Source organism: Rhodohalobacter sp. SW132, assembly GCF_003390325.1.
Lineage (GTDB): Bacteria > Bacteroidota > Rhodothermia > Balneolales > Balneolaceae > SW132.
The window spans coordinates 532,880-547,533 of the sequence record NZ_QUOK01000002.1; the positions used below are offsets into that span (position 1 = coordinate 532,880).

Genomic DNA, 14,654 nt, shown 5'->3' on the forward strand with positions numbered 1-14,654 from the left:
TTTAACCGGGTTTTATCGTCTGTTACTCCACCACTGATTTACATCCGTGCCGGTCTGTTTAAGATTTCCGTTTTTACCGCTGCCCTGCGAATCTTCGTGCAGTGCAGCTACGAGTGATGCAGCAAGTGCATCCAGCTCATTCACTTTTTCAAACATAGTCTCTTTTACAGGATCGAAATGATCCTTCACAAAATGAGTATCATACTGACCGCTCGAAAATGCATCGTGTTTCAGCGTAAATTCGCAGAATGGAATTGTGGTTCGGCAGCCGCTGATCTCATACTCGTGAAGAGCGCGAAGCATTTTTTTGATGGCCAGTTTTCGCGTTGCAGAGTGTACAGAAAGTTTAGAGATCATCGGGTCGTAGTTGATGGTTACCTCGCCGCCCTCTTCAACTCCGGAATCCACACGCACTCCCGCACCGGCCGGAATTCTGTGGCGCGTAAGCGTTCCTGTACTCGGCAAAAACTGATCTGATGGATCTTCGGCGTAGACCCGGCATTCGATTGCGTGACCGTTTTTTTGAATATCATTCTGCTGAAACGGGAGCGGTTTTCCCTCCGCAATTTCAATCTGCGCCCTCACCAGATCTATTCCGGTAATCATTTCTGTAACGGGATGCTCCACCTGCAGACGTGTATTCATCTCGAGGAAATAGAATTTCTGATGTTTATCCACAAGAAATTCGATCGTCCCGGCCCCTTCGTAATTACACGCTTTGGCCGCTTTTACGGCAGCATCCGCCATCTCATCTCTGAGTTTTGACGTCAGAAGTGAACTGGGCGCCTCTTCAATCACTTTTTGATGCCTTCGCTGCACAGAACATTCCCGTTCAAACAGATGGACTGTATTTCCGTCACGATCGGCCAGAATCTGGAACTCAATATGACGCGGCTCCTCCAGGTATTTTTCAACATACACCCGGTCATCGCCAAACGCATTTCGAGCTTCAGACTGTGCCGATTTTACGCTGGCTGTAAAATCTTTCTCATCGTGCACTATTCTCATCCCTTTACCGCCCCCGCCGGCTGCCGCTTTTATCAAAACCGGAAAACCCACATTCCGGGCTACGGAAAGAGCCTTTTCCACGTCTTCCATTGCATCTTTTGTTCCCGGCGGACACGGAACGCCAGCTTTGCCCATCAGGTCACGGGCCGCCGTTTTATCCCCCATGAGGCGCATCGATTCAGCGCTCGGGCCGATGAAGATTATTCCCTCATCTTTCACACGGTTGGAAAACTCACCGTTTTCACTCAAAAACCCGTACCCGGGATGGATGGCATCCGCATCCGTCTGCTTTGCCGCACCGATTACTTTATCCATATCGAGGTAGCTCTCTGAAGACGCCGCTTCGCCTACCCAGACCGATTCATCGGCAAATTTCACATGCGGAGCTTTTGCATCCGGCGTGGAGTAGATCGCTACAGTTCGAATTCCCATCTCATAGCAGGTTCGCATAACCCGGAGTGCAATTTCACCCCGGTTCGCCACAAGAACCTTCTTAATCGTTTGCTTCATTTAGAATATGTTTGATTGTAAAGTGATGTGACCGATGAACGGTTGATTGTAAAGTGATGTGACCGATGAACGGTTCGACAGATCGCTGACGCGGCTACAAATATAAAAATTGTAACGACCATTCGTTGCGTAAATATTTGAAATGATACCCGGAATGAAAAACAACCAGCTTCTGATGAACAGTCCGAAGCAGGGTGATTGGAGAGATTATCTAAGAACCATTAAGTATCTGGCCGTTGATAAATTTTATATGGGAATCGATTCGTGTTCAAAAAATGAGCGCATTAAGTGCGGGATGATGCCCATTTTAGAGATTCGAAATTCTACGAATTCCTAAAATAAATGCTCGATGAACATGGAATCGACCAGTTTCCAGGGGTCAGAAACTTTCTCATCCCATACATAAAACTTGTGGTTGATGTTTTTCGACCAAAGCAGGTCGCTGATCTTTTCAGAGCAACCCCGAAGCGGATCATTGGAGTAGCTCAGAAGTCTGAAATCAACATCTTCAAACTGCTTTAGAATCGCCCGGTCGTTTAGATTTGGCAGAAAATCGATCGGGTTGCTAAAGTATGCAGAGTCGTCGTAGTGGCCATCCAGATAGGATTTGATATCATACATTCCGCTGATGCCGATCACTTTGTGCACCAGCTCAGGATGTTTGAGCCCGATCAGGAATGCGTAGTAGGCTCCGAGAAATGCACCGGAGAGTATCAGGTAGGAACTGCTGTTCTGTTTTCTCACAAAAGGGATCACCTCATCTGTGATGTATTGCTCGTACTGCATTTGCCGGCGAATTCTCAGCGAAGGATCTGCCTCTTTGTTCAAAAGACTTTCTTCTGCAATAGAGTCCACACAAAAGAACTGATTGTACCCCTCGTTTATCTGAACCTGGAGCGATTCAATCATACCGGTTTCTTCCCACTCACTGCAGGTACCCTCTTCGGAAGGAAAAATAATGACGGGTGCCCCGCTCGTGCCATACTTCAGAAGTTTCATCTTTTTACCGAGACTTGGACTTTTCCAGCTGTGCTCTTCCCGTTTCATACTTGATTAGTTTTTTATGATGATTTGAGTCAAGTGTTTGTTATTCATCATAAAATAGCAGAAACAAACTTCTATTGGAAGCGCTTTTCATTTATTAATGCTTAGTTATTGAATTCTAACCACAAGATGGTGAGAGCGGACTTTGGTTCAGCCGAAATCATATAATCTTAATTCAGGTAAGCTTTCGGCTAATGAACTATCTCGGGGCCGAGCCCACGAGGTATCAATTTGGGTACCATACCATTTTGATCGATATGGAGTTTATTCTGGAGTATGCCTCTTAGAGAGGCTGTGAGGAAATACACAGTCAAATATATGAGCCATTTATTTTTACCACGAAGGCACAAAGTCGCGAAGACACACGAAGTTTAATAAAATCATGCAAATCCACTTCGTGAATCTTCGAGTCCTCGTGGCTTCGTGGTGAATTTTATAATTCTCAATAAGTATTGATACGTTATTTTCTCATAGCCTCTCAAAGGAGCACTTTTATCCTTTCCGACTCAAAGGGTCGGGGAATTATAGCACTCATAAATTAATGTTTTGCACCGTTTGTGTAGCCGTTACCGTTTGTTGGGTGAACCTGTTTTTTAGGAGAGTTTTGGCTTTGCCCGATTTTTGAATAGCTAAATTGAGTTTCATCCGGTAATGAGTAATGATTGTTATAATCATCGCTTGAATCCAGCCTGTTTTTCTTTTCGAAATTCTCATCGGCAGAACAGTTCACACGCTGCCGTAATTCGCGGATAATTCCCTCAATGACGTGCACCTGGCTTTGAAGCTCTTCCGCGGTGGCTGCATTTTTTTCTGCGGTGCCGGCTGTTTGATCTGCATTTCGTGAGATATCACCAATGGCCTGTTTTAAATCTTCAAGATTATCTGCCTGGCTCCCGGTAGCTTCGTGGACTTCATTCATCCATTCCATCAGATGACTCACCTGACCGGTAATCTCTTCTGAAATACTTTTGCCCTGCTCTGCTTTCACCGAGTTATCTTCGATAAGTACTGCAATATCACTTGCCGCTTTAGCCGTTTTTTGGGCCAAAACCCGCACTTCATCAGTCACCACCGCGAATCCTTTTCCGGCTTCCCCGGCACGTGCTGCTTCTACTGCCGCATTAAGAGCAAGCAGATTTGTCTGAGATGCAATGCTGTCAATCGTTTTAATGATAGATGTGATATTGTCACTGGATGCTTTCAGATCCTTCATCGATTGATTCATCCGTTCAGAATTATCTGTCACTCGAACAACCTGGTTCCTCGCCGATGAGGTTTTCTCATTCAACTGCTGAATTTGCCGGTTCATTTCATCAATACTGCTGTTTGATGCCGATACGGCCTCACTGCTGCTGGATGCCGTAAGGGCAAGTTCCTGTCCGGATTCGGAGATCTCATCTGCGGCGTCGCTGGTATACTGTACCGATTCATTCAGGTGATCGATCATGCTGTAAACTGCCGCATTTTTCAAAAACTCACGGGTTAAATTTACAATGATACTGCTGTAAACAAGCATTGCCACAATCACAAACCCTGCATGAATAGCTACGATATCCCATCCACAACCGTAATCAAATATCATAATGGGTGTGCCTGCAACAGATAGTTCAGCATCCTGAGCCATATTAAAAATCGCATGGTGCAATGCAGTTGTTACTGTTGCGGCAAGAACTGGTGAGATATCTTTATAGCGAATCAGGAATGCGAGAGAGATAAAAATATGAAAATGCATTTCGATCTGTCCCAAATGCTGCTGAATAAACAGCATGGAAAACGCCATAAACGAAGCTCCGATTGTAATCCGACTCATTAAAGTGCCCGGATTGAAACTGAATACCATGTAGGCAATTCCATATATCAATCCGCCTCCCATGAAACCCAGCAGATACGTGCTGTAACTAAATGCCATCACGGTGGTTGCAACGGCCCAGTGAACAAGCAGCAATTTTAGCATGAACCGATCGGTTTCTACATAACTGGTTTGAAGTTGTTGCTCCACAGCTGGGGATAAATCATTCCTGAAAGATGGAAAGAAGCGTGAAAATGAGCTGTACTCTGACATGATTTTAATCCTATACGATTCGTTAAATTTTATACAGAAGTTTTTTCTTTTGCATTGAGAATTGCGTTTAACAGAACCTCTCTGCTGCTTCCATTTCTCAATACTTCGGCAATCTGCCAACCGCCATTATGTCTTTTTAAAATGTAAAAATGGTCGGTGTGAGTAATCAGCCGATTTTCCTGTCGATTATTCGTAACACGGGCTGAAAATTCCTTCAATATTTGATCAAGCCTCTCCTTACCGGGATGTACACCCCGTATAGAGTTCGAGAAAAGTTTTGAATAATTGTCAGCCTCTCTACTGCCCGTTTTTCCTGAGAGATCCACTTCAACAAATATGCCGCCGGCCTTCAGACCGGTATTCTGAATTTCATCTGATTCAAGAACTTCAGAGAGTTTTAAAAGTGAAGTAGGACAGATAGAAGCGCAGCCCACAAAACCAAAAAACAGAACCTCAACCTCATTATCAGACGACTCCAAAAACGTAAATTCTGATATAGCAGTAGATTTCACTGGATGGGAATCATCCAAATATCTACCGCCTACAACCAATATGAATGGAAGTAAGATGAGAACACCCAATAAAATAACAGAGCCAACGCCATTCATAAGTATAACAGCCAATGATTATTCCCATATACTTATCGTCTTTTTTACATCCCTCTTAATTCAATTCATGTCCCGGAGAAATGAATAACAGATTATGATTTATGTATTTAAATTCAATGTGAGGCGCTCTTCACCATAATTCATATCATCATGTACGACAATGAATTAAGGGTTATAAAAACAGGTTTCTTCGCCATGGAGAGATAATTCCTGATAAACTCTCAAACACAGAAGGGCATATTTTTATTAAGGATAGGATAACTAAATTTGCGCGTGGTTATCCAAAAAAAAAAGCGCAGACCGTAAGATCTGCGCTTTTAATAGGGTTTGTATTCACAAAACATCGGGTTACACCCGCCTTCGACCACCAATCACATCAATTAAAATTGAAATGACGGCAATCACGAGAAGTATGTGAATCAATCCACCGAGAGAATACCCGATAAATCCAATTAGCCAGCCTATGACCATGATGACAGCGATTAAATATAATAATGATCTCATAATAGAATTCTCCGTTTTGGTTGAATTTAAAAATTGAGACTACTCAGAATTAACGTTAATGATTACAGGTCGTCGTAACGATCCTGCAGGCGATTAGTCCAGTCATTGAATCTTGAGGATACATCATCGTACAGATTTTCGGTCTCTGATTTAACTGAGTCCCAGGTATCTTCAGAAGCATCCCTCACATCGTCAAGTGCCCGCTCAACATCTGATCGATCATCGGTGAGTTCATCACGTGCCTCCTCGAGTTCATCGGAAGCATCATCTCCGGCCTCTTCAATTCTGGAGTTCAGATCATCGATACGGTCATCCAGATCATCTCTTAAATCTTCGAGATTAGAAACAAGCTCCTCCCGCTCTTCTTCAAAATTTGAACTGGTCTCCCGATCCCTGTCGCCGCACTGAATAAACAGCAGAGATGCGACAAGTAAAAAGAGCACAGTGGTGGTTATATTTATGAATTTATTAAACATTATTATATCGTATTTTTTAGTGATTACAGTTTTAATGAATTAAAAATATCAGGAGTCTTTCATGCCTTCAATTTCATCTATAACTTCTTGTCTTGTTTTGCCAAGTTTTTTCTGAAGCTTTCCCACAAGCTGATCTTCCTTGCCTTCCGCATAGGTCAGATCATCATCTGTAAGATCCCCATATTTTTCTTTCAGTTTCCCCTTTACTTCGTTCCAGTTACCTTTAATTCTCAGATTACTCATGACTGTCTCCTAATTATTGATGGTTTATTTTTAATTGTTGATTACTTCAGTGGTATATATTTACCCTGAAATAGAATGTTCCCCAAACCATTTCATCTCAGCGTGATACACTTAAATAACAAAAAAGCTAATCAATATCATAGTCACTAAATCAAACTATCGTTAACCTAATCATGTATTTTGATAACTGAAATATTGGCGAATAAAGAATTCTAAGGTAGATTCTACTTCAGGTTTGAATTTTTTTGTAGTAGTTTTCACTACACGTAATACCTGACTCAAGAATATATTTTAAAGTATGTTATAATTTTTTAATCACATGAATTATCATATCAAAACTGCCCAAATAGATAAGCTTGAATAATTAAATTAATAAGCGTGACTCTCATCTGTTCTGTTTTCATGGATTATAAGGGATAGAAACCAGCCCAGATTCGGAGCGGCATATCCGTAGCTGCAGAGGTGCTCAGAGTGAATCTCTGGGGTGCAAGGAGACCGAGTTTAAAAGAAGCGTCTTAAGTGCGGCATAATTCGAACTCTGAATTCATTGAAATACGTTCCGGATAAAAATGGGTTCGTTGTCTTGCAAGATTACCGATATATCGCACCTACGCCGCTACCATTTTTCATGCTCGTTCTTTAACCCAAGGCCACCGCTGCACGGTGACTTTGGGCTACGGATATGACGCACCTAAGGTGCTTGGTTATTAGCCTTTGACACAGATATATTCACTTACCGTTTTTTAGGCAACCCATCGTAAAGAGTTATTTTTAGATTACAAATTATTCGATTCAATGAATGGCATTCACCTTTTCAGGGATGAAACCAGCCTCGTATCGGGGTGGTATCCTTTGAACTCCGAATTAAATCTCAGTCATAAAATTCAAACAAATAGAACGACTCAAATTCAGGCCAACTTACCTTTTTTAAGACTATGAGTGGGCTTTGAATAAACAGGGAATTTGTTCAATGTCAAGGCCAAAGTGAGGTTGAAACTGCAGCATATAGCCGGTATTTAAGGATTTTAACCAATCGATAACGCCAACACTGGGCAAAAGACCGGTTTTGTAAAACCCTCTATGAATGTATCCCGAAACTCCCTTAGGGCGCGATAGGATGGGTATGTGGATGGGTCAGAAAGACTGGCAGCACTGAATGTACAAGAAGCCTTTACTTACTTAAATACAATTTCTTTGGTAATCAATTTTTTCACAGGACACATCCTGAAGAATTAGAAATGAATATTAATCGAGCTGAGGTTTACTGTATAAATTTAACGAAAAAAATACGGCAGGGACGGTTCAACATCCCTGCCGTAACGTCTGTGTTACCCTAACTTAGAATTGTGAAAAGTCGTCTGCTATGGATGCATTCTGATTTGATGATCCACTGCCTGGACGCTGGTTGCGTTTTTTATTTTCGTAAAAATCTCCTGTTTCTCCGGAGTTCCAGTTAAAATCATCCGCATCGTAGTTTTCCCCATGGAAATCATTGGCGTGATCAAGCGAACCCTTGCTATTCATATTTCCACCAATGATAACCCGAAGACCATCTACCATTCGCTCGAGTTCCGCACCGAGCGATGAGAGCTCCTCAGATGCACTTGCTGTCTCTTCGGAATTTGCGGCGTTTGATTGAACCACTTTATCCATTTCTGACATGGCGATGCTTACCTGGTTAATCCCCTCGGTTTGTTCACTGGAGGCAGCCGCAATTTCTGAAATCAACGTTTCAATAGCATCCGTACTTTCATTTATGCTCTTAAGTTGTAATGCTACTTCGTCGGCCACAGCCACCCCATTTTTAGCATTTTCCTGGGATTTCTCGATAAGTGTTGATGTATTCTGTGCCGCTTCTGCACTTCTTTGAGCCAGGTTTCGAACCTCTTCAGCCACCACAGCAAATCCTTTACCAGCCTCTCCTGCGCGGGCAGCTTCTACTGCTGCATTGAGCGCCAATAAATTGGTTTGAAACGCGATTTCATCGATGGTTTTTACAATCTTGGATGTTTCATTGGAAGATTCCATGATTTCATTGATTGCAGAGCTCATACGTTTCATCGAATCTACTCCTTTACCAACAATCTGAGAACTATCCTTCACCGACCGATTGGCCTGATTTGCATTCGCAGAATTTTGTTTTGTCTGAGCCGCTATTTGTTCCAGTGACGAGCTTGTCTGCTCCAAACTTGCCGCCTGTTCACTGGACCCCTCAGCAAGTGTCTGACTTGATGACGATACTTCTGTTGAAGCAGATGAAACCTGTTCACTGGCAGCAGATAAACTGTCAATAGCGGCTTGAAGCGGTTTGGTGATACTGGTTTTAACCAAAAGCACAATAATAAATCCTGCAGCAAGCAGAATAAATGCCGACACCATAATGATTTGCCATAAGACCGTGCGAACTTCCGCCAGTGCTATGCTTTCATTTGCTTCTGTAATCATCCCCCATCCAAGCAGCGGAATATAGTTATAGCTTCCAATTACAGATTGTCCTGCGGCATTCGCATATCGCCCGTGACCACTTGTTTCTCTGCTTATATTTTCTGCGGCACGTGTGCTTATGCTCTCTCCCGCACCCTGAAGAGATTGAGCTGACGTCACTGCCTCCCCGTCTCTGTTAATAATATAGAGCTCCGTTCCTTCCGCAAGCTGTATATCAGCCAGTGTTTCAGTTAATATATCAAGCCTTACAGCTGCACGAACCACACCGATGATCTGCCCATTATTCCGGACCGGAATAACTACGTTACTCACACGGTTTCCGGTTGCTCGCGAAACAAGAGGTTGCGAAAATACATCCTCTCCCCGGATGGCTTCCTGAAACCATGCCCGGTCGCCAACCTGGAACTGAGCCGCTTCTTCTGATGTCAGTACGGTTGCAGAACCGTCAAAACTTACCCCTACAACACCGTTACCGTTTGTGTCCACAAAATAGATTGTGTCATAGTGACCATTATTGGCAGCAAGCCGTTCCAGGATATGTGACAGCCGCTCTTCATCAACTTGTTCCGCTGCATCCAGTGAAGCTACTAAACGTATCTCATCCTGACGAGCATCCAGCCATTCCAGGAAAATGTCTGTATTTGCGGTGCCTGTTGCAACCAGCCGGTCCTGAACACCCTCCGTAAATGAAGAATTAAATACCGAATACACGATCCCTGTTGTCGTAACAATAGCTATTAAAAAAAGCGAAAGCATCGCGATTGTCATCCTTTGCCCTATGCTTGAAGAACTCCATAATTGTTTAACCGAATCCATCCTATATCACCTAAATGTTTATTAGTAGTTGTGTATTTATGTGACTTCTGTCACCACTGACGCATACTGATATTATATTTATGCCAAAGCTAAACCCGGCGGGGCAACCTGAGTATTCATTAAAAGTTCAGCTATAGTCACTTTCTGTTTCTCGACCGTTTTGAATTAAACTTTAAGATTTTCTAATCATATTTCGGGTAGTACATCAAGACAGATTAGAAATTGAAATTTGCAATCTGAATATGAAATTCCGTGCAGCAAACTCTTATTTTTCAATGGTATCCTTTTAAAGAAATGGTTAAGTGGTTTTTTTACCTATGAGTTGCAGAACGAATCATTTCAGGCTGGAGATTATGGCTACTTGAACCTTTCCTTACTGTCCCCATAAAAAATTGGGTGTGGCATAAATATGAGATGTTCAATAAATCTAACTTATTTAGTATCCTAATTACTTATTTATCAATAGATTAGGCAGATAATAACAATGCAGGATCACTGTAGAATGGGCGTTGTAATTTTGTGACCAACAAAAAGGCCTGGTTTGACTGAAATTTAAAATTTACAGCATCATAATTTTATAGATGATTGAATAATTTAAGAATTACGATTTTTTGGAATAGGTATAACTATCAAATCACCCCATATTCCAACTACGTAATTCCGCCTATCTTTTTCGAATCAGAATCAATACTCTGGTTTTTTGAAGCGTATTTTAACGTAGACATTATTACTAAAGAAAGTTTTTATTACATACTGCAGGTATAATACCCATCCCGAAACTCTATTTATTAAAATTTTCTAATTTTATTTCTCCTTTCTCTTATGGCTTACCGGAATTATGCCGAAAACAAGTAATAGTTCAATCAGGTATAATTTCATATTAATACGTGGCTTACATCATCATTTTTATGCTCCTGCTCCCTGTAGCGGATTTATCCTCACTGAATAGTGAATATTCGGTACAAAATGAGTATCCCGGACAGGAGTCACCCTACTACTTGCTCGATTTAAACGACCAGGGTTTTCAAACAATACCAAAGACAGAGGCATCGGTGGATAGTTTGCTACGTCTTGGATTTGATCAAAGAGACAGAGATTCCCGCCTCTCTTTTGAAGTTGCCAGGCAGGCTCTTTCCATCGCGTATGATATCGACTATAAAGAAGGGATGGCCGGCTCACACAACCTGATCGGAATAAAATATATCGATTTTGGCGACCATGAACTGGCACATCAAAATTATCTTCTGGCACTCGCCATTGAAGAAAAGCTGGGGAATGACAGCGAAATCGCCAATATTCTGAACAATCTGTCCAGAATATATGTGGAACAAGGAAATTTTGATGAAGCTGTAAAGTATCTTGAAGCAAGTATTGAGCGTTGGAATGCCGTCGGGGAAAATCGGCGTGTTCTCTCCACAACAAACAATCTTGGGGTGATCTACCGAAGAGAGGGAAACTACGACCGTGCACTGGATTATTTTTGGGAAACCGTCAATCGAACAATTGAGCAGCCGGAACCCGATAGTCTGCTTTATATTGTTGCTACACTGAATATTGGCAATACCTATCGGAACAAGGGAGATCTTCAGCGTGCAAAAATTCATCTTTTTGCAGCAAGGGATTTTATAGTACGAAATGAATATAAATCTCATCAGATCTTTACAGATCTTGTATTAGGTGAGCTCTACAAAGACCTCGGTGAGTACGATTATGCACTTGCTTACGCATCTACAGCATTTGAACTTGCCCGTGAGGAAAATTACCGCGAAAACCTTAAAGATGCCCACCTTCTTCTTGCACAAATTTATGAGGATACCGAAAATTATCAATCCGCTTTTGATCATTTTAAACAGTATCACCAGATTCATGATACGCTCCAGACCATGCAGCGGGGTGAGCGTATTGAAGAGATGCAGGTGCGTTTTGATATTGAAAAAAAGGACCGGGAAATCGATCTGCTGAATAAAGAAGCCGCACTTCAGGAAGCGAGGATTGCTCAACAACAGCAATCCCGAACATTTTTGATTTTCGGGATGATCCTTCTGCTCATCATTGTGGTTCTGCTCTATCGTGCAAATCTTCAGCGTAAAAAGAATAACAGAGAGTTAAATCAGAGTCGTCTTGAGATTCAGAAGCAAAACATAAAGTTATGTAACCTGAATAAAGAAAAAGATGAATTTATGAGTGTTGCTGCACACGATCTCCGAAATCCCATTACATCGATTTCTATGGCTGCGGACCTTATTTCTAGTTCACCCGAAATAGACCGCAATACCGTACATGAATACACAGGAATGATTAAGGTCTCGGCTAACCGAATGCTGACACTCATCAACAGCCTTCTTGATATACAGTCCATTTCAGCAAGCAGGGGTGGGAACAATAAGGTCCGGGAAGTTAATATGAATACACTGGTTGAAGAGTCCGTTCAGCATTTTCACCGTCCCGCATCCAGTAAGGAAATTGAGCTCAAATTAATACTGCAACGTGAACTAACGGAAATCATGGGCGATCCGGATAATATTCTTCGGATATTAGATAACCTTATTTCGAATGCGATAAAATACTCACCAGCCAAGACATCAGTCTCCATCGTTACGGAACAGAAAGGTAGACACGTTCGGATATCTGTCAGAGATCAGGGTCCCGGGATCACACCGGAAGATCAGCAGAAGTTATTTGGTAAGTTTACAAGGTTATCAAACAGGCCTACCGGTAACGAATCTTCAACCGGGCTTGGGCTTTTTATCGTTAAGAAAATCGCGGAATCTATGGACGGAAAAGTCTGGTGTGAAAGTGAACAGGGCTGTGGATCTGTCTTTTTCGTGGAACTGCCACTCAATCAAAATTCCAGGCAACACGATGCCCGTTCACGACGAAAAAAAGTGACTGCGAAGCTTTAATACCTCAGTTCGATTCATAAATAAGGAGGTTCTGCAACCCCTAAGTTTTTTACCACGAGGTCACGAAAACACGAAGGTATCACGAAGATTATTCAATTGATTTTTAAACTCGTTGTGATCCTTCGAGTCCTTATTCATCGTGAAATGAACTACCTCCGGGCAGAGCCCACAAGGTATCAACTTGAATCCCATAACTTTTTTTAATCGATATGGAGATTATTCTGGAGTGTCCCCCTTCGAAGGGGCAATGGGGGATGACTTGTAGAGTTTTGAGCCCATAAAAATTGTTAATTTGCTTGAATCAACGCCTACTCGATCATCCCCCAGCTCTCCCGACAGCTGTCGGGATCGCTTCCCCCTTAAAAGGGGGACTTTTATCTTTTTCCGACTCAGAGAGTCGGGGAATTAAACCACTTATGATTAAAAACAATTCCCCATAAAATTCATTGAAAGCAGGTTTTACGCTTTAAATACCTGTTTTCCATTTTGAGAGGCTTCCTTCATCGCGTTTCGCGTGTCGATAATGCAATCCGACCATTTCGCAAGTTCACGGTAGTTGGTCTCATTATGGTTCGTAGCGATGACAACCGCATCATACGATTTGATCCTCTCTTCACTCCACTCTTCGGATTCTTTGCCCGCATATTCCGCATGTTCTCTTGTAGGTTTGATGACCGGAATATATGGGTCATAATAGGACACTTCTGCTCCCATCTCTTCGTAGAGTTCCATCAGTTTATAGGTAGGTGATTCACGATCGTCATCTACATTCGGTTTGTAAGCAAGTCCGATCAGCAGAACTTTGCTCCCGTTGAGTGCTTTTTTCTTCGTATTCAGAGCTTCGAGCGTTCGCTGAATAACGTATTTTGGCATATTTGTGTTGATCTCACCTGCAAGCTCAATAAAACGCGTGGGTTGATTCACTTCACGTGCTTTCCAGGTCAGGTAAAACGGATCAATCGGAATACAGTGACCGCCAAGACCGGGACCCGGTGTAAATTTCATAAAACCGAACGGTTTTGTGCCGGCGGCATCCAGAACCTCGTGAACGTCAATTCCCATCGCCGCATAAATGACTTTCAGCTCATTCACCATCGCGATATTCACTGAGCGAAATATGTTTTCAGTCAGTTTTACGGCTTCTGCAGTTTTTGTATCGCTTACCGGTACGGTTTGAACGATAGCCGTATCGTAAAGTGCACATGCCAGCATCAGGGCATCGTTACCGTGGCCGCCCACAACTTTAGGTATTTTTGAAGTGTTGAAATCAGGATTTCCGGGATCTTCCCGCTCCGGACTGTAGGCGACGTAAAAATCTTCCCCGGCTTTCAGTCCGCTTCCTTTCTCCAGAATTGGAATAATCAGATCTTCCGTGGTTCCCGGATAGGTTGTTGATTCGAGAATTACAAGCTGATCTTTTCTAAGCTGTTCAGATACGGTTTTTGTGGTCTCTTCCACATACGTCATATCCGGCTCCCGGTGGTGATTAAGCGGGGTAGGCACACACATCAACAGAGCGTCGGCTTCATCGAGCCGTTCAAAATTTGATGTTGCTTCGCAGATATCGCTGTTTGCCAGTTTCTCCATCATCTCTTTCCCAAGATGTTTGATATATGGCTTTCCGGAATTGATGTTATCCACCTTATCCTGGTCAATATCATATCCGATAACCGGCATTCCTTTTTTGTGAAACGTCCACATCAGAGGCAGCCCGACATACCCCAAACCAATGATTCCAACTTTAAATGTTTTTTTGTTAATCCGGTCCAGCTGGTCTGATAAACTCATTTAATGAAATTTTAGTAATTAAATAGTATTTCTATACTCACATCATTTTACGTGCTGAATATAAGCTATTTAGATGCATATAGAAACAGGATTTTGTTTGGAAACAGGGCTTGGAAGATCATCTGTAAAAGTGAGATGTGAAAAGTCAAAAGTGAGAAGTGAGAAATGAGAAGTGAGAAGCTATCAATCCCTGAATTTACTAACCTTTGAGTTTTCGTGTCTTCGCGGTAAAAAAACACTTGATGTT

10 protein-coding genes are annotated in these 14,654 nt (G+C 42.3%); 1 reads left to right on the plus strand and 9 read right to left on the minus strand.

Going from position 1 to position 14,654, the window contains the following annotated elements; genetic code table 11:
* Window positions 1-12 precede the first annotated feature (12 nt).
* From accC to DYD21_RS20990, 8 genes are all read right to left on the minus strand, one after another.
* On the minus strand, window positions 13-1,518 hold the full coding sequence (gene accC / locus DYD21_RS06910) for an acetyl-CoA carboxylase biotin carboxylase subunit (protein WP_116034510.1): 1,506 nt from the start codon (window positions 1,516-1,518) through the stop codon (window positions 13-15).
* Window positions 1,519-1,851: 333 nt separating this feature from the next.
* The gene (locus tag DYD21_RS06920; RefSeq protein WP_116034514.1) at window positions 1,852-2,565 is read right to left on the minus strand and encodes an esterase family protein; all 714 of its coding nucleotides are present in this window, start codon (window positions 2,563-2,565) and stop codon (window positions 1,852-1,854) included.
* 535 nt (window positions 2,566-3,100) lie between these two features.
* A complete protein-coding gene (locus DYD21_RS06925; RefSeq protein ID WP_116034516.1) occupies window positions 3,101-4,624 on the minus strand; it encodes a methyl-accepting chemotaxis protein in 1,524 nt (507 codons plus the stop codon).
* A 29-nt stretch (window positions 4,625-4,653) separates the two neighbouring features.
* Window positions 4,654-5,232 carry an SCO family protein gene (locus tag DYD21_RS06930; RefSeq protein ID WP_116034518.1) on the minus strand — a complete coding sequence of 193 codons (579 nt, stop codon included), beginning with the start codon at window positions 5,230-5,232 and terminating at the stop codon, window positions 4,654-4,656.
* A gap of 348 nt (window positions 5,233-5,580) precedes the next feature.
* The gene (locus DYD21_RS06935) at window positions 5,581-5,736 is read right to left on the minus strand and encodes a lmo0937 family membrane protein (protein ID WP_116034521.1); all 156 of its coding nucleotides are present in this window, start codon (window positions 5,734-5,736) and stop codon (window positions 5,581-5,583) included.
* A gap of 62 nt (window positions 5,737-5,798) precedes the next feature.
* Window positions 5,799-6,212, minus strand: a complete 414-nt coding sequence (locus DYD21_RS06940) for a hypothetical protein (protein ID WP_116034523.1) — start codon at window positions 6,210-6,212, stop codon at window positions 5,799-5,801.
* A 48-nt stretch (window positions 6,213-6,260) separates the two neighbouring features.
* Window positions 6,261-6,455 carry a CsbD family protein gene (locus tag DYD21_RS06945; RefSeq protein ID WP_116034526.1) on the minus strand — a complete coding sequence of 65 codons (195 nt, stop codon included), beginning with the start codon at window positions 6,453-6,455 and terminating at the stop codon, window positions 6,261-6,263.
* Window positions 6,456-7,793: 1,338 nt separating this feature from the next.
* Window positions 7,794-9,668, minus strand: coding sequence for a methyl-accepting chemotaxis protein (locus tag DYD21_RS20990; protein WP_158551443.1), 1,875 nt, complete (start codon window positions 9,666-9,668; stop codon window positions 7,794-7,796).
* 935 nt (window positions 9,669-10,603) lie between these two features.
* Here DYD21_RS20990 and DYD21_RS06955 point away from each other — a divergent pair.
* Window positions 10,604-12,619, plus strand: coding sequence for a tetratricopeptide repeat-containing sensor histidine kinase (locus DYD21_RS06955; RefSeq protein WP_147303514.1), 2,016 nt, complete (start codon window positions 10,604-10,606; stop codon window positions 12,617-12,619).
* A gap of 459 nt (window positions 12,620-13,078) precedes the next feature.
* Here the strand turns inward: DYD21_RS06955 and DYD21_RS06960 are convergent, their stop codons facing one another.
* Entirely contained in the window at window positions 13,079-14,407 is a 1,329-nt protein-coding gene (locus tag DYD21_RS06960) for a nucleotide sugar dehydrogenase (RefSeq protein ID WP_116034531.1), read from the minus strand.
* Window positions 14,408-14,654: the final 247 nt, after the last annotated feature.